General features: G+C 67.0%; 15 protein-coding genes and 1 riboswitch. All 15 genes read right to left on the bottom strand.

Annotation, left to right across the window (positions count from 1 at the left end):
- Positions 1–829 precede the first annotated feature (829 nt).
- The 15 genes from MTY59_RS21635 to MTY59_RS21705 all read right to left on the bottom strand — a co-directional run bounded on the left by MTY59_RS21635 (position 830) and on the right by MTY59_RS21705 (position 18,398).
- On the bottom strand, positions 830–1,165 hold the full coding sequence (locus MTY59_RS21635) for a DUF732 domain-containing protein (protein WP_221042975.1): 336 nt from the start codon (positions 1,163–1,165) through the stop codon (positions 830–832).
- A 10-nt stretch (positions 1,166–1,175) separates the two neighbouring features.
- Complete coding sequence (locus tag MTY59_RS21640) at positions 1,176–2,393, bottom strand: PPE family protein (RefSeq protein WP_221042976.1); 1,218 nt, start codon at positions 2,391–2,393, stop codon at positions 1,176–1,178.
- A 19-nt stretch (positions 2,394–2,412) separates the two neighbouring features.
- A complete protein-coding gene (locus tag MTY59_RS21645; protein WP_221042977.1) occupies positions 2,413–3,600 on the bottom strand; it encodes a PPE family protein in 1,188 nt (395 codons plus the stop codon).
- 17 nt (positions 3,601–3,617) lie between these two features.
- The gene (locus MTY59_RS21650) at positions 3,618–3,917 is read right to left on the bottom strand and encodes a PE family protein (protein WP_221042978.1); all 300 of its coding nucleotides are present in this window, start codon (positions 3,915–3,917) and stop codon (positions 3,618–3,620) included.
- 281 nt (positions 3,918–4,198) lie between these two features.
- Positions 4,199–4,374, bottom strand: a riboswitch (M-box (ykoK) riboswitch).
- Between the two features lie 137 nt (positions 4,375–4,511).
- Positions 4,512–6,344 (bottom strand): type VII secretion system ESX-5 AAA family ATPase EccA5, encoded by a 1,833-nt coding sequence (gene eccA5, locus MTY59_RS21655; RefSeq protein WP_221042979.1) that lies wholly within the window; start codon positions 6,342–6,344, stop codon positions 4,512–4,514.
- Positions 6,341–7,540, bottom strand: coding sequence for a type VII secretion protein EccE (eccE, locus tag MTY59_RS21660; RefSeq protein ID WP_221042980.1), 1,200 nt, complete (start codon positions 7,538–7,540; stop codon positions 6,341–6,343). Before eccE ends, eccA5 begins: the two co-directional genes overlap by 4 nt.
- A 16-nt stretch (positions 7,541–7,556) precedes the next feature.
- Entirely contained in the window at positions 7,557–9,425 is a 1,869-nt protein-coding gene (locus tag MTY59_RS21665) for a S8 family serine peptidase (protein ID WP_221042981.1), read from the bottom strand.
- Positions 9,403–10,914 carry a type VII secretion integral membrane protein EccD gene (gene eccD / locus MTY59_RS21670; RefSeq protein WP_221042982.1) on the bottom strand — a complete coding sequence of 504 codons (1,512 nt, stop codon included), beginning with the start codon at positions 10,912–10,914 and terminating at the stop codon, positions 9,403–9,405. The genes MTY59_RS21665 and eccD overlap by 23 nt, the downstream gene beginning before the upstream one ends.
- A gap of 267 nt (positions 10,915–11,181) precedes the next feature.
- Positions 11,182–12,084, bottom strand: a complete 903-nt coding sequence (locus MTY59_RS21675; RefSeq protein ID WP_007771416.1) for an ESX secretion-associated protein EspG — start codon at positions 12,082–12,084, stop codon at positions 11,182–11,184.
- A gap of 105 nt (positions 12,085–12,189) precedes the next feature.
- Complete coding sequence (locus MTY59_RS21680; RefSeq protein ID WP_221041830.1) at positions 12,190–12,474, bottom strand: WXG100 family type VII secretion target; 285 nt, start codon at positions 12,472–12,474, stop codon at positions 12,190–12,192.
- Between the two features lie 50 nt (positions 12,475–12,524).
- Positions 12,525–12,821, bottom strand: coding sequence for a WXG100 family type VII secretion target (locus tag MTY59_RS21685; protein WP_064881136.1), 297 nt, complete (start codon positions 12,819–12,821; stop codon positions 12,525–12,527).
- A gap of 300 nt (positions 12,822–13,121) precedes the next feature.
- The gene (locus tag MTY59_RS21690) at positions 13,122–13,421 is read right to left on the bottom strand and encodes a PE family protein (RefSeq protein WP_007771419.1); all 300 of its coding nucleotides are present in this window, start codon (positions 13,419–13,421) and stop codon (positions 13,122–13,124) included.
- 409 nt (positions 13,422–13,830) lie between these two features.
- The gene (locus MTY59_RS21695; RefSeq protein ID WP_284145231.1) at positions 13,831–15,054 is read right to left on the bottom strand and encodes a PPE family protein; all 1,224 of its coding nucleotides are present in this window, start codon (positions 15,052–15,054) and stop codon (positions 13,831–13,833) included.
- A 332-nt stretch (positions 15,055–15,386) separates the two neighbouring features.
- Positions 15,387–16,643, bottom strand: a complete 1,257-nt coding sequence (locus tag MTY59_RS21700; RefSeq protein WP_221042983.1) for a PPE family protein — start codon at positions 16,641–16,643, stop codon at positions 15,387–15,389.
- Between the two features lie 531 nt (positions 16,644–17,174).
- Positions 17,175–18,398: a PPE family protein gene (locus tag MTY59_RS21705; RefSeq protein ID WP_284145232.1), complete on the bottom strand. Its 1,224-nt coding sequence runs from the start codon at positions 18,396–18,398 to the stop codon at positions 17,175–17,177.
- Positions 18,399–18,402: the final 4 nt, after the last annotated feature.

Raw genomic sequence — 18,402 nt, forward strand, 5'->3', positions numbered from 1 at the left:
TCTCCCGGATGCGTGGACCGTATGAGGGCTGAAACGCCCGGTATCTCCGTTTTGGCTGGTGAGACGCCTACGGGCAGCCTTCAGCTACGCATCAATAACCCGTGAGAATATTGATCCGCAGGATGGCGAATTACCACCCATAGATCGGCGCCATTGCCGCGGCCTTATACGTACTCAGAACTGTGTTTTAACTGTCCGACCGCGAAATTTTGCAACCTCCCACTAAGCTAATACCTGCGGCTATCCCGAATAGCATTACAGGGACTTGACGACGCCGTCGCCTACCGCGACTTCACTACGGAAATCCGCCATTTGTGACGTAATGTCAATGAGACCAACCCGAATCGACCGCGCTGTCGGTGCGGTGGTCGCTGCACGCGGGCGGGACTTTCCGCCGGTGGGCGTTGACCCGCTGGTAGGTGACCTGGAAGTTGCGACCCAGCACCGTTGATGAACTCGTCGCGCGCCACCGAACCCGAGCGGCGGGCCCCAGGCACCCATCGGCGACGACGGGCGTCCATATCGCCGAACGGATCGTTGATCGTCCACATCGTTCTCCCAAGGTTCACCCATACGAGTAGACGCGGTCAGTCTGCTGTGGCACTGATTAGCTACTGACAATTTCCTGTGGGCCGATATTGGGCGCTCACAAGGGCTTTCGGCCCGTTGTGAGCCAGGCGTAATGCCTAAAACTCATTGCTGTGACGGCGATCGCTGGTGGCGGTCGGCGGTGATGGATCCCACGCGCCGCTCGCTCCGTGACCGGAAACCGAGTTCGCCGACCCGCCTTGCGCACGTCGACAGCCGAGCCGCGGCCTCGTATTGCCGGTTAGCTACTGCTCTGGGGGTTTGTTCCGCCATCGCCGCTGGACAGACGCTCGGGGCAGTAGACGCTGGCGGCGGCCTGGACGAACAGGGCGGCTTTTGCTGTGGTGAATGCCGGGTTGAGCTCGTGGACATCTCTGATGATGTCGAGTTCTGTGGTGCCCGACTTGGCCAAGTCGCACACCTTTTGGCCCGCTTTTATCGCGCGGTCGGGGCTCTGATAGGTGATGCCAGCCTTGTTCAGGGCGGCGATGAATGCGTCGTCATCGGAGTCGGCGTGCGCTGGTATGGCCATCAGGGCGAAGGCAACTGCGCCGGCAAGAAACGTTAGGAACCTCACGTTCGCTGTCCTAGCCTGCGGCCGGAGGGCGACCCATGATGCGGGGACGGAACCCGTACATCGGCTCAGCGAAGTCGTCCGCATGCCCGCCGGGGATGCCCGCCAGGGGCACACCCGGCATGCCCACTGCCCCAGCATCTTCCATCACCATCGGGGTGGCGGAGCCGAAGCCGTGATACGCCCCCAGGCCGACCTGAGTCGTCGCCGCCACTGGCGTGATCGCGGCTCCGGTTGCACCCCAGCCCGGCGGAACCGACAGCGCCCCAACCAAGCTCGCCTGCCCGACGCCCGCCACCGCCGCAGCGCCGGGCGCGGTGACTGACGCCAGGTTCGCGGTACCCCCCAGGCCGGCGGCCAGAACTCCCAGTCCCGACGTGGTCGAGTCGACGGCGTTCAACGCCGAGATGGAGTTCATGTTCATCGCCGAATCGATGAACGACGTCGGGTTCAGCAGCCCACTAGTGGTGAAGGCGTTGGAGAAGTTGGCGACCGAGGCGTTGTTGAGGAAGCTTCCCAACAGTGACCCATTGCTGCCGTCCAGGTAGTTCATCAACCCGGCAAGCCCGGTGGTGGAGGTATTCGTATTGGGCGCGAGGCCAAGCCACTCCAGCAGACTCTCGCCCGAGGGGGTGGTGCTGCTGCTCGAGGCGCCATTGGCCGCGTTGACAACCGCGGCGGTTTGTTGCGCCGTTCCGCCGCTGGTGGTGTCGGATTGCGGTTGTTGAAACGGCGTCAGTTCGGTTGCTGCGCGCGAGGCGGTGCTGTAACTGGTCATTGCGGAGGCGTCTTGAGCCCACATCTCGCCGTATTGGGCCTCGTTGGCCGCAATCAACCCAGTGTTCTGGCCGAAGAGGTTGCCTGCCACCAAATTCGTCAGCTGGGTGCGATTGGCCGCGACAACGGCCGGGGGGACGGTGGCGGCAAACGCGGCCTCGTAGGCGGCTGCGGCCGCGTTGGACTGTGTGCCGGCCCGCTCGGCCTGCGCGGCGGTGGTGTTGAGCCACTCGATGAAAGGCGCGACCGCAGCCGACATCTTCGTCGAGGACGGTCCGAACCAGCCTTCGCTGGTAAGCGCTGCGATCACCGATTCATAGTTTGTTGCAGCCGAGCGCATTTCAGCAGAAATGGCGTTCCACGCGGCCGCGGCGGCCAGCATTGATTCCGAGCCTGGGCCGGAATACATTCTGGCCGAGTTGATTTCCGGCGGCAATCCCGCATAAAGCGACATGACATCTTCTCCAGAGTTCTCAGCCGGCAGCCGGCGGACGTGGCATGACGACGGGTCGGAACCCGTATTTGGGGATGGCGCGGCGCAGTCGCCTGCCGGTGCCGCCCATCGGCCCCGCGACGCCTCCGGGCCCGCCTGCCGCGGGGGCTGCCCTCGTGTCAGTGAGACCGGTGACGCCGGTGGCCTGCGCGGCCGATTGGCCGGGGGTGATATTGGCCGCCGACGCCCAGCTTTGCGGCACCGACATCGACCCGACCAGATGCGCGTTGCCTACCCCCGCAGATGCGCCACCGAGGCCGGCCGACCCCACCGTGTTCGATGCCAGGTCGGCAGTCGCGACGCCTTCGGCGTCGGCGGCGAAGTCTCCTAGACCCCCCAGCGTCGTGGCGTGCTGCGCTGCCAGGACGCCTTGGAGCGATGCGATGATGAATTGCGGGTTGAAGGGGCCACCGGCAAGAGCGCCGTTCACCACCGCGGTACTGAAGAAGTTGCCATTCGTGAAGGTGCCCAAGGCCGAATTGTCCGAGCCGCTCAGCAGGCCCGCCAAATATGACGACACCGACCCCGAGGACGAGGAGGTGGAACCGCTAGCTGCCGACGACAGGTTCGACTGCACGGCACCGGCCGGCGTTTGAGCCACCTGAGCCACCGTGTTTGTTTGGCCGGCCACACCGTCGGCGTTGGTGTTCGACTGCGGCGTGGCCAACGGCGTAAATTGTGCCGCCGCACTCGATGCAGTGGCATATCCGTTCATCGCGCCCGCGTCCTGAGCCCACATCTCGGCATACTGCGCTTCGGTGGCGGCGATTGCAGGGGTGTTCTGACCAAAAATGTTGGTAGCAACCAGCATCGCCAGCTGAGCGCGATTGGCCGCGACGACCGCCGGGGGCACCGTTATCGCAAACGCCGCCTCGTAAGCGGTCGCGGCGGCGAAGGCCTGACCGCCGACCTCCTCGGCCTGGGTGGCGGTGCCATCCAACCAAGCCAGATAGGGTGTCGCCGCGGCCAACATCGACATCGATGAAGGACCCAGCCAGCCTTCACTGCTGAGCTCAGTGACCACCGAGCCGTAAGAGGCTGCTGCGGACCGCAACTCAGCGGCCATTGTGTTCCAAGCAGCAGCGGCGGCCAACATCGGGCCCGATCCCGGGCCGGAATACATTCTGGCCGAATTGATTTCCGGCGGCAGCGCCGCAAAGTCCAACATGGTCCCCCCTTTGGGGCTCAGCGGGCAGCGACGGCGTTGGCCGCCTCGGTGGCCGCATACGATCCGGCGCTGGTCTGCAAGGTGGTCACGAAGTTTTCGTGTATTGCCGCAGCCTGGGCGCTCAGCGCTTGAAACATCTGACCGTGCCGTGCGAACTGCGCGGCGGTCACCAGCGACACCTCGTCGGCGGCGGCGGGCAGCACTCCCGTCATCGGGATGGCGGTGGCCGAGTTCTGGGCGGTCAGGGCCGTACCGATCACTTGCAGCTGGCCGGCGGCAATGGCCAGCAATTCCGGCTGTGCGGTAACAAAGTTCATCACAAATCTCCCCACGAAGAAGTCGGCATGCCAGGGACTCTGGCCGGCCGCGGGCGCGCGCCTACGCCACATGTCAGCGAGCGCGCGTGCTACGAAAATCGGCTAAATGCAAGCCAATTCAGGAAAATACGATGCCGAGGTCGGATCGACGCGAAATGGTCAACGATCTGGCATACGGACTGTCATCGGGACTAATTCGCTCTCACCTCCTCAAAGCCAGGGCACGCGGGGGTGCCACACCTTGCACATTGGGGAGAAACAACCAGGCAAAACAGCCGATTGCGGCACCCCTCTCGTCAGAGCTTCGGCACCACACGGCGTATCCGGCCAACCAAAGCCGGAAGCCACTTGGGCTCAACCCTTAATCCGGGAAGAGCTGTCCTGACCCTGGGCGTCTTTCGACGTTCGAGGTCAGTGGCCTATGTCCGTGCAGACGCCTCACCTAGCGAGGTGCTTGCATTGGCAATGGTGGCACTCGACCTGCGCTGAGTCAAGCTGACGTACAACGCATTCCCAGTGGTTCACCCCGCCGTCACCTGCAGGGCACCTGCGCGGGCCTCGGCGCGGAGGGCACGCGGACCCGGCAACGACGGTTCAGTCTGACTTTTTCTCGGCGACCGCCGCGCTGAGGCCCTCGGCGAGATCCTCCTGGGTCAGTTCTTTGAAACGCAGCAGTTGCCGCTCGCTGAACTCGGTCACGTCGCTGGACAGCACCGCATCCAGGTCTTCGTCGTCCAGACGGAAACTGCGGTGATCGCGCGCCTTCTCCACCACGTTGCGCACGAAACCGGCGTTGCCGAGCGTATCGATGCCGCGGATGAGATCGCCGTCCTCCGAATAACTTTCGTCGAGGTAGAACTTCGTGTACGACGGCAACAGCCCCTGCGCCGATTCGTCGGTGATCACGTCTTCGTTCTCCTGGCCCATCAACCGGGTCAGCGCCACCAGCTCGTCCGGGGTATAGCTGAAAAACTCGATGACGGTCGAAAAACGCCGTCGCAGACCCTGATTCACTTCGAGCATCTTGTCCATGGCCTTGGCGTAGCCGGCGCCGAAGACCACCAGCTCGTCGCGATGATTCTCCATGTACAACAGCAACGTGTTGATGATCGCGTTGCCGTAGGGGTCGCCCTGCTGGTAGCCCTTCTCGTGCAGCGTGTGCATCTCATCGAAGAAGACGGCGCCGCCCAACGCGCCCTCCAGGAGCTCCTCGGTGTTCTTCTCGGCGTCGGCCATGTAGCGGCCGAGTAGCTTGGTGCGACTGGTTTCCACCACCACGGGCTTGCGCAGCACGGTCAATCCGCACAGCTGCTTGCTGAAAGCCCTTGCCACCGAGGTTTTTCCGGTGCCGGGCGGGCCGAGCAACAACGTGTGGCGCGACGTGACCGGCACCGGCAGGCCCATCTTGGCGCGCGCCAGATTCACCTTGGTCGTCGATTTGATGAGCTTGATCTCGCGCTTGGCGCGTTCCATGCCGAGCATGGCGTTGAGTTCGGCGTCGCCTTCCGCGAGGTACTTCGCCGCCTCTTCGGCGTGACGGGCGGCCTCGGTCTCGGCCCGGGTCGGCGCGCTGTCCGGATCCCACGGGTCGGTCCTCGCCTCGATCGTCTCCGGGTCGGTCAGGACCAGGCGGAAGTTCGGGTTGTCCAGCGCTTCGCGGGCCGGCGTGAACTTGGGGTCCCGCGAGTACACCCGGCGCAGCAGTTCGACAGCCTCGTCCTCGCGGCCCAGATGCCGCAAGCACATGCCCTGGGTGTACAGGGCGATGTTGGCCGCGCCCGGCACCCGGTCGCCCTCGATGGCCTCCTGGCCCCGGCGCAACGCCTCCTCGAACACACCCAGCGATGCCAGCGCCGTGGTCGCCATCGCCGCGCCCGCGGCCTTCAGTTCGGGCTGCCGCCAGGTCTTCCCCTCGGCGAACTGATGCAGCACATCCGGCCAGCGAGCCGTGCGGAAATACAGCACGCCGCGCACGTAGCTGACCAGTTCCTCATCGACCGGTTGTCGGGGTACGACGCCGTCGATCAGTTTCGCGGCTTCCTCGTAGCGTTTCGCTTCGGCGAGGACCGCGGCGTACGCACACGCCAGCGTCTCCACGGTGGTGACGGCCAGCCGCAGGAACAACCCGTCGGACACCTCGGGCCGGAACTGTAACTCGGTCACCCCGAGGCGGCGGGTCTCCCAACCGAACGTCCGGATCGAGGACCACGCACCGGACAGCACATCGATGCTGTGCTCCCCCGCCAGGATCCGGGCCAGCCAGGCGTCGCACATCCCCGGATCCAGGTTGGTCGCGGTGGTGAACATCTGCGCCGCAACCTGCGGATTGTGGCTGGGCTGCAGCCCATTGACCGAGACGCCCGAGGCCAGCAGGCCCGCGACCATCGCGTTACGCGCACCTTCAGCGGTTGATTGCGGCCTCGTCATTGCGTTACAGCTACGCCCGCCGAGCTCCCTCGCAGCTGGTCGACGGATAGCGCAAGGTCGTCATCGTCGGCGCGCAACGGGCGGCTCGGCACGACCAGCAGGGGGCGCGCCGTTGGGGCGGGCAGGCTGGCTCGCACCGCGGCCAGCTGGCGTCCGGTGAGGCGGTTGAGGCCCGACGAGACGTTTCTCCGCAACCGCTTTTCGGTGTGGTAACGCACCCAGGCCGATACCTGCGGCCTGCCGCCGCGCGAGGTGAGCCGGATCGTGAGCACCGTGGCGACGGTCTCGTCGTCCCACACCTCATCCAGCTTCTCGGTGGTGATGTCGGACGGCGACAACCACAGGCTGGTGACGAACCCGTTGAAGTGCTTGAGTCGGCGCCAGCCGGGACGGCTCCAGGTCGGTTCCAGATCGGCAAGGACCGCACGGTCGACTTCGGCCAGCTCCTCCGCGGTCAGCGGCCGGGCCGCACAGGTCAGCCCGTCGAGATCCTGGGCGAGCCGTTCGGTGGCGGCCACCAGGGTCGACGCCAGCGAATCGCGGGCCGCGACGGCGGCGACGTTGCGCTGGGGGTTCATCCGCAACACCAGCCAGGTGCGCCGAATGTACGAGGTGGGCTTGTCGTTGGCCACCTCCCACTCTTCGGGGCCCCAGTCGTCCAGCTTGGACAACTCGGCGGCGTTGCCGCCGCGGCGCACCTTAACCGACACGATGTCGACGTCATCGAGGTGGACGTCGAACTGGCGCAGGCCCGAAGCGACGGCTGACACCAACAGCGTGGGCGCCGAGTGCCGGTGACGAAGGCGGGAGGCCGAGTCGTCGTCACCGCCGCTGATGGCGATCACGGTGACCAGCTGGCCGTCATGCTGCCGCACGCCGACCTTGTCGCGCCCGTACTTGCGCTGGTAGTCCAGGGCCGGGGTGCAACCCGCGGCCAGCGCGGAGCCCGGATCGGCGGACCAATCCCACAGCCACGTGGCCAGCCCCGACGTGACGGTGAGGCCGTGGTAGGTGACCAGCGACAGCAGCGTCACCAGCAACGCCAGGCCGACACCGACCCAGAACGCGATGCGATAGGTGCCCTGCCAGGACTCGGGGCAATGGCTGGCCACCACCATGATCAGGACGTCGACCAAAAACACGGTGGTCAGCCGCGGCCACGACAAAGACAACCCAAACCTGCGCTGACGCTTCATGAAAGCTGCTCCGCCCCTATTGCTCTTTCCGCGATCGCTTCATCAGCATCGCCGTACCGAACACTCCGCCGCCGATGAGTAGCGCACCGAGCAAGCCGCCGGCGGCCACCCACACCGGCACCATATCGCGGTGCGGCACGGGTTTCGGAATGTTCAGGGGTGCCGACAGTTGCTGCGGCGGCTTCACCGGACCGTCGGGTACATCCCAGGTCAGTGCGGCCACCGGGTCGACGACGCCGTGACCGACCTGGTTGTCCACGCCGCGCGCCGGCGCGCGGGCGGTCCGGGTCAACCGGTTGATGACCTGATACGCCGACAGCTGCGGGAACTTGGCCCGCACGAGTGCCGCAACGCCGGACACGATCGCCGCCGAGAAGCTGGTACCGGCCGGAACCAACAGCGTGTTGTCGGGTCCGTCGATCGCGTTGATCAGGCCGTCGTCCCGGGGCGACAGTCCGATGACGTCGGTTCCGGGCGCGGCGATCCCGACCCATGGCCCGGCCACGCTGGTCGACGCCTGGCCCTGGTTGCCCTGGCTCATCGGGCGGCCGTCGTTGTCAACCGCGCCGACCGTCAGGACGTAGTCGCTGAACCAGGACGGCGTCACGACCGTGGTGACCGCGTGCCAGTTGCGAGGATCGTTGGGCTGCAACGGATCATGGGTCGGGTTCTGCTTGCAGTCCTTCTTGCTGGTGTCGCCGGCGGCGGCCACGATGACGGCGTTCTTGTCGACGGCCGCGTAGCGCACCGCCGCTCCCAGGGAACGCTGGTCGATGATGTTGCGCGCGCTCATGCAGGTCACGTCGGAGATGTTGATGACCTGAGCGCCCATGTTGGCCGCGTGCACGATCGCCCGCGCCATCGTCTGCACGTTGTCGATCTTGGCCGACGTCTGCGGATCCTCGTCACCTGTGTAGGCGTCCTTGAGGCCGAAGGCCTGGCTGGACTGCCGGATCGCGATGATGTCGACATCCGGGGCCACCCCGCTGAACGCGTCCGGACCGGCGTTTGGCGGCGGAGGGGGCGGCGGTGGTGGTGGCGGCGGGTCAAGCGGGCGCGGGCCCCGCAGGTTGTCGACGTTGGCCACGTGCCCGCCACCGGCGTAGCCGGGGATGGTCACCGTGCCGCCGCCGTGGCTGGCCGCCGGCGCTTGCCCATTGGGACCCTGGCCACCCGGCGCCGGTCCCGGTCCCGGGGGTGGGCCTGCGGGCGGCGGAGCCGCCGGTGCCGGCGGTGGCGCACCGAAAGGACCGGGGGGCTGCTGCTGCTGCTGCTGTTCCTCCGGCGGTTTCGGCGGGACCATCGTCACGGTCTGCGGCAGCGGTGACAGCGTCACCGTCTGCGGTGGCGGCGCTTTCGGCGGGGGCTCGGTGGTGGGAATGGTGACCGGCTTGCGCGGCGCGGCCGGCGGCACGCCCGCGCCGTTGGCCGGCGCCGCACCGATCATCGACGCCACGATGGTGCCGTGCGCGTCGCAGTCGGACAGGCCGTCCCCGGACATGATGTAGTCACCGCCGGGAATCAGGTGCGGGAACCTGGGGTGCGGCGTCACGCCGCTGTCGATGACGGCCACTTTCACGCCGGCACCGCGACCGAACTGCCACGCCTCCTGCAGATTCAGCATGTCCATGTACTTGGGCTGCAGCCGAAAATCCGTCCCGGGCAGCACACCGACCTCGGTGCAGTACGAGTTCTGCTTCATCGGAGCCCCCGGTCCCGGCGGACCGTCCGGCGGGACCGCGCCGGCATCGATCGTCGGGGGCGAGATCGCATACGCGGGCGGCAAGCCGGCTAGGGCGCCCGACGCGAGAAGCGTGGCGGCGAGGGTCGCGGCGCACGCGCGACCACGCCACACCTTGCCGTTAGCGATAGCGGATTGCTGCATAGACATTCATCAACCACAATGCCAGCGGGAAAATTGGCATCAGGCAGAGGTATTCAATCCATTCCACGAATTTGCGGAATAGCGGGCTGTAGACGGTGTTCGGCACGACGGCCGCCGATGTCAGTCCCGCCACGGGCAGCAGGACCAGGATCGCCGCGCTGATCGAGACCGCCAGGGGCGATTGCAGCACCAGCGCGTAGCGCAACACCACTGCGCCCACGATCAGCACCGCCGTCCCTGCCAGGGTGATCGCCTGCCAGCGGTCGACATAGGAGCGGCCGCGCAGCATCAGGAATCCTGCGCTGAAGCCCGCCAGCAGGAGCGGCAACCAGCGCTGTCCGGTGTGCGGATCCGACAGCGCGGTGAGGGAGACGATCATCAGCACGCCGAGCCCGATCAGCAAACCCGACAAGAAGGAGCGGGCGCGTTCGGCCTGGGTCAACACGTCGCGGACCGAGGCGGGCCCCTCCAGGACCGGCGGGCCACCGTCGGAGCGCACCACCGTGGTGGGCAGGTCGGGCCGGGCCTCGAACACCCACCGGCTGGTCGCCGACGGGAAGACGGGCAGCCGGATGCCGGCCAGTCGCCGCGAGATCGCCGGCGCACTCTGGTAGATCATGACGGACACCAGCACGACGCAGGTGAACAGCGTGACGGCGCTCGTCATGGCGACCATGCGCGCGAGCGCGGCCACCGCCGCGATCAGGCTGACGGTGACGATGGCGGTGTAGATCGCCAGTCGGCGTCCGGTGAACCGCAGGGCGAGGATCGCCGCGATGGTGAGGACCCCGAAACCCAGTACCGCGTGCGGTGATCCGACGCCGCCGGGCGGTGCCGACGCCGCAGCGGTTGCCAGCGGCGCGAGGCTGCTCAACAGCATGGTGTCGGCGACACGGCGTTCCTGTTGGGTCTGCGCTCGCATCAACAACAGCAGCGAAACACCCAGCGCCACGGCGCCGATCACGCCCGCGTACACGGTCGGAAGCCACGAGTTGTGGTGCCACCGCCACCAGCCGAGCAGGCCGGCCGCGGTCGTCACGCCGACGGCCACCATCGTCGCACCGACCTGCACCGCGATGACGGGGTCGATGGCGGCGAAGCGCTTGCTGAGATCCGCCGCGACGGCGGTGGAGATGTGCTCGATGACCTGCGAGCGGTGCTCGGTGTCCGGGATGAACCGGATCCACAACCGGTCGCCGTCGTAGACGTCCTGCTCGCTCAGCGATTGGGTAACCCGCAGCGGCGAGCCGTCCACCAGGCACAGCGCCCAGCGGCCCCGGCCCGACGCCTCGAGCGGAGTCTCACCGAGCTCGCGCAGCCTGCTGTTGACCACCTTCAGCAACGGGTCGGTCATCACCGAGACGGGGGCGTTGGCGTCCAGCAGGACGCCGATCTGGACACCCGCGCCGGCCATCACGCCGACGACGACTGCCTGAGGCTGCGAGATTCCCTCTACGTCAGGCTGTGGTACTTCAACTACCGCAGTCATCGCCCTGTACTCCCTATCGTGGTGAAGGTGTGAGCCCGTGCCGCCAGTCGCGCGCGGGCGTGCGCCGGTGTACTCGCCGAGGTGCTGCGGCCCCCCGCAAAGTGCATTCCGAGTAATTGGAATTCCATCTGCCTCGCCTTGCGATTAAGAGTTGTCGTTGACACCGGTTTGACGTTTGCTGATGTCTTGAGAGAAGTATGCCGTGTTCGCAGCTCAACCGCATGTTGAGTGCAATCGCTTTGGTGAACTCTGCGTTTCGCGCGAATGTCAGACCCGGCTGTGGGTTTTCCACTCGCCATAGGGAAGTGTGTCCAGCACCGTTTTGACGCCCACCTGCACGAGCTGCGGGGTGGCGGGACAGATGGCCAGCCATGCCTCCCCCGAACCGGCGGTGCGGGCCTGCTGGTAGAGCGCGATGCGGCCGCCGGAGCCGTCCTTGAGTGACAGCACAGACGCACTCGGGCCCTTGGCGTCGTCCTGGTACTGGCGGGCGTACACCGCGACCTCGGCGGCCGGGTCGGACAGCGCCTGACCCAGCGCGGCAACCGTCGCGGCGCTGATTCCCATCCGGCGCAGGTCTCCGCCGGAAAACACGTTGAAGCCCGACTCCTGCCACGACTTCGTCGCTTCCAGCATCTCCTCCAGCGGCACGTTGACGGCGTTGATCGCCGCGGGCTCGGCGTGGTGGATGGACTCCAGCGCGTCGATCACCAGGGAAGCGATCGAGGCGCTGTCCGCGACGGCGACGTCGTCGACGGTGATCTCGCCGCCCACCCGGACCGCCGACACCCAGTGCTGGCCGCGCCGGGCCAGCACCACCCGAAACTCGTTGTCGGGGATGTCGCGCGAGCCCGGCGGCTGATTTTCGTCGTCGAGAACGCCGTAGGCCAGCTTGCCCCGGGACAACAGGGCGACAACTTCGAGGTCGGGCGCGGCGAGCACTTTCATCCGCGCGGCCACATGCTCATTCACCTGGTCGTTCTCGACTATGCCCTGCTCGCGCATCACCGCCATTCCGGGATGCTCGTTGAGCCAGTCGCTCGAGTCGGTAGATACATATGGCCGGCACCGCAGCTCCGGCGCGACGTGCCGGATGTCCAGCAACGCCTGGAGCATCCAGAAGCCGTCGACGTTGACAGTGATGTCGGTGCGGGTGCTCTGTTGGTCCATCAAATCCCCAATTGGTCCCTAGTTACCTCAAGCCGAACTGCACGGTAACCGCAGGACGCGGCAGCACACCGACGGGTGGTGTGCTGCCGCGCCTGAAGTTGCGGGTTAGGCCCAGGAGGACCCAACGGCGCTGTCGGTGCTGGCCATGTTGCTGCCCGCGGACTGGACCTTCTGTCCGTGGGAGTTGGCCTGCTCGTAGATGACCTGGAAGTTGCGACCCAACTGGGTGATGAACTCCTGGCATGCCACCGAACCCGAACCGCCCCAGAAGTCGCCGGCAGCAAGCACATCGCGAACGATGGCCTGGTGCTCCTGCTCCAAGGACGCGGCCTGGGCGCGGATCAAGGCACCGTGGGCGTCTACATCGCCGAACTGGTAGTTAATGCTCATAACGTGTTCTCCTAATGTCTTGAGATGTTACGCAGCTGCGGTTTTAAGCGCTAGCTGCCGAGGATTTGCTGCGAGGCCTGCTCTTGCTGCTCGTAGTTGTTCGCGTCGCGAATCAGTCCGTCACGCACCCCGTGGAGCATGTTGACGATGTTGCGGAAGGCCTGGTTGACCTGTCCCATGGTGTCGTACGAGGTGGCCTGGGCCTGACCGCTCCAGCCCGAGCCGGCGATGTTCATCGACGACGACCACATCTTGCGAGCCTCATCCTCAACGGTCTGGGCGTGGACCTCGAAGCGGCCCGCCATCGCCCGCATCTCGTGCGGGTCGGTCATAAAACGTGTTGCCATGTCGGCTGTTCTCCTTGCTACGTGGTTATTGGGTGATGTGGTGAAGACGGTGGCCGGATCGTTTACGCGTTACGCAACCGCCGAGCCGAATGAATAGAAATGACCCCCCCTTCCCGTCAACCGGCGGCCACCGGGTGCTGTCACGGTGAGACGGACGTCAAACCCGAACCGCGACGTTTGAGTTGACGGAGTGTGTGTTGCGTTTCGAGACGCGGTAAGAGCCCACGTCCCCTGTCGGGCGGTCACGTTGGCACCCATTTCGGTGACGACCTGTTCCAAGCCCCCGAACCGCTGTCCGAATTACAGGGCGGCGGCTGCGTTGGCTGCTTCAGTCGCAGCGTACGAACCGGAGCTGGTGGACAGGGTGTTCACGAACATCTCGTGAATCGCAGCGGCCTGTGCGCTCACCGCTTGGTACATCTGCGCGTGTGCGGCGAACTGAGCCGCGGTCAAAGCCGACACCTCGTCGGCAGCGGCGGGCACCACCCCCGTCGTTGGGGCTGCAGCGGCTGCGTTCTGGGCGCTCAAGGTCGACCCGATAGCCTGCAGGTTCCCGGCCGCCGCGGCCAAAGCCTCCGGCTGTGTGGTCACGAACGACATATTGTTCCCTCCTAGTTCAATCCCCGACTCTGCGAGACTAGATGACTGGGGCTTCCCAGGTCGGTGTGGAAGCCCGGTGTTTGCAATTGTTCACTTAGCGGCACTGCGAATTCACTTTTTGTAACGACACAGTAACAGCGCCTGACCTCGACCGCTGCCCCTCGCAGGGCGGTCATACGAAACGGTACCAGCCCCCGGTCGAAAAAGTTGCTGGTAATCGGCGCCTGGGATGGCGGGGCCGCGTCGCCCGGCATAAAAATCTGGTCGTCGATTACTCGTCGGAGCGGATCGATGCGACGACGATTCCCGGCGGCGTGTCGCGGGGACCTCCTTTCGCCCATTCAGCGGTTTGACTGCCCGATGGCCGCCAGAGGCAGCTCCCGGAAGCGGTCGGGACAACTCGCGGCGCTCAGCCGGCAAAGGGTGGGCGGGCCATGACGGTGGGCCGGAATCCGTATTTGGGACCGACCACCCCGTGTCCGCCCGCACCGGCACCGGCCAGCGGCATACCACCGAGCAGGTTTCCGGGCCCGCCGGCGGCCTCCGGGGCGGCACTGATGCTGCTGACCGGAATCGCATGTCCCAGCGCCTGGGTCGCAGGAGCACCCGACCAGGCCACCGGCACCGACAACTTGCCACCGACCGAGGCCGCGCTGCCCAGCGCCGCCACCGGGTGAGCCGCGGCCGCCCCGCCACCCAACATGCCACCCAAACCACCGAGCCCGGGCAGCGCCTTGGCCGCGGCCGCAGGCGCGCCGCCGATCAAGCCGACCGTCTTGGAGATCTGCGTGAAGGTGTTGGCCATACCGGTACTGAAGTACGGCAGACCTTCCGTGTTGTAGAACAGACCCGCGAACGGGCTGTAGCCGTTGACGAGGGTTCCCAGGCTGGTGGGCAGGCTGGTCTGCCCGGTCAGCAGGAACCAGAGCTCCGACAGCGGGTCGGTGGTGCTCGTCGCCGCCGTCGTCGCCTGAGTCGTCGCGTTGGTGGTGGTGGTGGTCGCGGCCGGGGTCGCCAGCGACTGCAGGGTCTTCGACGTGTTGGTCGCCGTCGAGTTCGCCGTCGCGTTGGTGACCGCCGCGGCCTGGGTGGCCTGGCCCGACTGGTTGGTCACCTCGGGCGCCTTCTGGAACTGCGTCACCTTCGTCGCCGAGGAGGACTGGCCCGCGTAGCTGTACATCGCGCCCGCATCCTGCGCCCAGTACTCGCCGTACTGGGTCTCCAGTTGCGCGATCAGCGGGGTGTTCTGGCCCAGCACGTTCGTCGCCTGCAGCTGCTGTGATTGCGTGCGGTTGGCTGCGATCAGCGGGGGCGGCACCGAGGAGGCCAGCGCGGTCTCATACGCCGCGGCCGCCGCGCGTGCCTGGGTGGCCGCCTCCTCGGCCTGAGCGGCCGTCGTGGTCAGCCAGGTCACGTACGGTTCGGCCGCTTGCGCCATCGCCGCGGACGCCGTGCCGGTCCATTCCTCGCTGCTCAGCGAGGTGATCACGCTGTCATAGGTGAGTGCGGCGGAGTTGAGTTCCGCCGCCAGCGCGCTCCATGCCGACGCCGCGGCCACAAACGAACCCGACCCCGGACCCGAGTAGATCCGCGCCGAATTGAACTCCGGTGGGAACGCCCCATAATCCACCACGAATATGCCCCTTAACCTGTGATGTTCGAATCGATGCGTCGAGTAGTGAAAGACGTTAATGCGCTGGTCGCCACCGCCACGCCGGTCGGTGGAGTGGCAGCTGCTCGACGCGCCGTTGCGCCGATTGTGAGGGCCGGCCGCTCGATGCCGGCCGACTCACCCGCGAGGGGCCGTAATAGTGGGTGTGAGCTGCGGGAATGGTCCAAGCCCAGCGCCCGTGCGACGCGAGCGCCGCGGCGGGATGCCGGCATAGCCGGGCGCACATGTGTCCAGGTCGGGGATAAAATCCGGCCGCGGATAAAGGTGAGGTGATACATGCCTGATTCCGCCGCTCATCCGGCCGATGGTGGGCGGGTGAGCACGCTGTAGCGGAAGCCGTACTTGTTGACGTAACCGGCGGCCGCGCCGCGCCGCCCCATCGACCCGACCGGCATGCCGCGCAACAGACCATTGGCCGGGGAGTTGGCCCCACCGGTCGCCGCGGCCTGGATCGGCGTGGCCTCCTCCGACAGTGCCGCCGGGGTGACCGACGAGGTCAACGTCCCCCAATGCTGGGGCACCGAGAGCAGCCCCACCCGGCCGGCCTGGCCGACCCCCGCCGAGACCGCACCCACGTGGCCCACACCGCCCAGATTGCCCAGACCCAAGCTCGCGAACTGCGGGGTCGGGAACCAGGCACCACCGGCGCCCGCTGTAGTACCGCCGGGACCGAACGTCAACTGTTGGGCAATCGACGACCAGAAACTCGTTATGCCCGTCGAGAAATAGGCAAGTCCTGTGGTCTGCTTGAGCAGGGTGCCGTACATGCCGGTGTTCAGCCCGGCGTAGTTGTTGGTCGGGGTGGGCAGCCCGGAAGTCAAGAATCCGTTGATCAAGTTCTGCAGCCAGGTAAACGGCCCCGGCTGGGTCGCGGTCGTCGTGGTCGACGCTTGGGTCACCGCTTGAGTTGTGCTGGCCGACAACGCTTGTGGGGTCACCAGCTGGGACGTGGTCTGCGCGGTGTTGCCCGCCGGCTCGGCGACGGCCTTGGCGACCGCGGCGGCCTGGGTGGAGTCCGCCTCCGGGGTGGTCGTGTTGGGCGGGGAGGTGAACGGCGTCAGCTCCGAGGCGGCGGCCGACGAGCCGGCGTAGCCGTACATGGCGGCCGCGTCCTGGGCCCACATCTCCATGTACTGCGCCTCGGTGGCCGCGATCGCCGGCGTGTTCTGCCCCAAGAAATTCGTCGCCACCAGGGTCGCCAACAACACTCGATTGGCCGCGATCACCGGTGGCGGCACCGTCATCGCAAACGCCGCCTCAAAGGCCGCCGCCGCCGCCCTGGCCTGGCCCGCGGTCTCCTCGGCCTGCGCGGCCAGGACGCTCAGCCAGCTCACGTACGGCGTGACCGCCGACAACATCGACGCCGACGCCGGACCCACCCAGGGCGCATGGGTCAGCTCCGAGATCACCGACGTGTAGCCACTGGCGGCCGAGCCCAACTCGGCGCCGAGCCCGTCCCAGGCCGCGGCCGCGGCCATGATCGGACCGGACCCCGGACCCGCGTACATGCGACCGGAGTTGATCTCCGGCGGTAATGCCCCGAAGTCCATGGTTACGAAGCACCGGGCTCGAACGACATGTATCCCCTCGCAGCTGGTCTCTCGGCGATGACCTTGAAGAATTTGCTTGCTTCGGAAGGCTAGGTGGACACACGCCCCATCGCCGCTTCGCGATTCGGCCGCCGCTACGCCGGCGGCGGTTTCGAGGGCGGTGGTCCGTCGCGGCGGCCGGATCGGGCCGACGTCGGTCGCGCACCGCCGCCATGGTCACCACCTGCGGGAACACTGGGGTGCCGCCGTCCGCGAGCCGCCCACCGCCCGGGCATCGCGGCCCGTTCCGGGGGGACCGCGCCGACGCGAAAGCCCCAGCGCGGGATAAAAATCCGGCAGCAGATAAAGGCCGCACCAGGTTCGCTGCGGTGGTGGCCCAGGACGGCGCCGTGATCCGGCGCGTGAGAGCGTCCGCCGCTGCGCATGCCGCAGGGCCGAACCATCGGGCCGAGGTTGCCGCCGGCACACGCGAACGCGCCCCGCCCCCGTACTTCCGGGGCGGGGCGCGTTCGAGATTTGTTCGGGCTGAGGCTATCCCGCGAACGGTGGGCGGGCCATGACGGTGGGCCGGAATCCGTATTTGGGACCGACCACTCCGTGTCCGCCCGCACCGGCACCGGCCAGCGGCATACCACCGAGCAGGTTTCCGGGCCCGCCGGCGGCCTCCGGGGCGGCACTGATGCTGCTGACCGGAATCGCATGTCCCAGCGCCTGGGTCGCAGGAGCACCCGACCAGGCCACCGGCACCGACAGCTTGCCACCGACCGAGGCCGCGCTGCCCAGCGCCGCCACCGGGTGAGCCGCGCCCGCAGCGCCACCCAACATGCCACCCAAACCACCGAGCCCGGGCAGCGCCTTGGCCGCGGCCGCAGGCGCGCCGCCGATCAAGCCGACGGTCTTGGAGATCTGCGTGAAGGTGTTGGCCATACCGGTACTGAAGTACGGCAGACCCTCGGTGTTGTAGAAGAGGCTGGCGAAGGGGCTGTAGCCGTTCACCGCCGCTCCCAGGCTGGTGGGCAGGCTGGTCTGCCCGGTCAGCAGGAACCACAGTTCCGACAGCGGGTCGGTGGTGGTCGTCGCCGCCGCTGGAGTCACGGCAGCGGCCTTGACGGTCGAGCTTGTGGCGGGCTGCGCCAGCGCCTGCAGGGTCTTCGACGTGTTGGTCGCCGTCGAGTTCGCCGTCGCGTTGGTGACCGCCGCGGCCTGGGTGGTCTGAGCGGACGGGTTGGCCACCTGCGGTGCATTCTTGAAGGTCGACACGTTGGTCGCCGTCGCGGACTGGCCCGCGTAGCTGTACATCGCGCCCGCATCCTGCGCCCACATCTCGCCGTACTGGGCCTCCAGCTGCGCGATCAGCGGGGTGTTCTGCCCCAGCACGTTCGTCACCTGCAGCTGCTGCGATTGCATCCGGTTGGCGGCGATCAGCGGGGGCGGCACCGACGAGGCCAGCGCGGTCTCATAGGCCGCGGCGGCCGAACGTGCCTGGGTGGCAGCCTCCTCGGCCTGAGCGGCCGTGGCGGTCATCCATGCGGCGTAGGGAGTCGCCGCCTGGGCCATCGCCGCCGAGGCCGTGCCGGTCCACTCCTCGCTGCTCAGCGCGGTGACGACTTGCTCGTAGCTCAGCGCCGCCGAGTTGAGCTCGGCCGCCAGCGCGCTCCACGCCGAGGCGGCGGCCATCAAGGACCCCGACCCCGGACCAGAATAAATTCGCGCCGAATTGAACTCCGGCGGAAACGCTCCGTAATCCAACATCATTGAC

The organism is Mycobacterium senriense, assembly GCF_019668465.1.
GTDB lineage: Bacteria > Actinomycetota > Actinomycetes > Mycobacteriales > Mycobacteriaceae > Mycobacterium > Mycobacterium senriense.

Coding starts and splice junctions, on each gene's coding strand:
- eccE (WP_221042980.1), bottom strand. CDS start 7,540: ATGAAGCGTCAGCGCAGGTTTGGGTTGTCTTTGTCGTGGCCGCGGCTG.
- MTY59_RS21645 (WP_221042977.1), bottom strand. CDS start 3,600: ATGTTGGACTTTGCGGCGCTGCCGCCGGAAATCAATTCGGCCAGAATG.
- MTY59_RS21700 (WP_221042983.1), bottom strand. CDS start 16,643: ATGGACTTCGGGGCATTACCGCCGGAGATCAACTCCGGTCGCATGTAC.
- MTY59_RS21640 (WP_221042976.1), bottom strand. CDS start 2,393: ATGTCGCTTTATGCGGGATTGCCGCCGGAAATCAACTCGGCCAGAATG.
- MTY59_RS21705 (WP_284145232.1), bottom strand. CDS start 18,398: ATGATGTTGGATTACGGAGCGTTTCCGCCGGAGTTCAATTCGGCGCGA.
- eccD (WP_221042982.1), bottom strand. CDS start 10,914: ATGACTGCGGTAGTTGAAGTACCACAGCCTGACGTAGAGGGAATCTCG.
- MTY59_RS21685 (WP_064881136.1), bottom strand. CDS start 12,821: ATGGCAACACGTTTTATGACCGACCCGCACGAGATGCGGGCGATGGCG.
- MTY59_RS21680 (WP_221041830.1), bottom strand. CDS start 12,474: ATGAGCATTAACTACCAGTTCGGCGATGTAGACGCCCACGGTGCCTTG.
- MTY59_RS21650 (WP_221042978.1), bottom strand. CDS start 3,917: ATGAACTTTGTTACCGCACAGCCGGAATTGCTGGCCATTGCCGCCGGC.
- MTY59_RS21675 (WP_007771416.1), bottom strand. CDS start 12,084: ATGGACCAACAGAGCACCCGCACCGACATCACTGTCAACGTCGACGGC.
- MTY59_RS21690 (WP_007771419.1), bottom strand. CDS start 13,421: ATGTCGTTCGTGACCACACAGCCGGAGGCTTTGGCCGCGGCGGCCGGG.
- eccA5 (WP_221042979.1), bottom strand. CDS start 6,344: ATGACGAGGCCGCAATCAACCGCTGAAGGTGCGCGTAACGCGATGGTC.
- MTY59_RS21665 (WP_221042981.1), bottom strand. CDS start 9,425: ATGCAGCAATCCGCTATCGCTAACGGCAAGGTGTGGCGTGGTCGCGCG.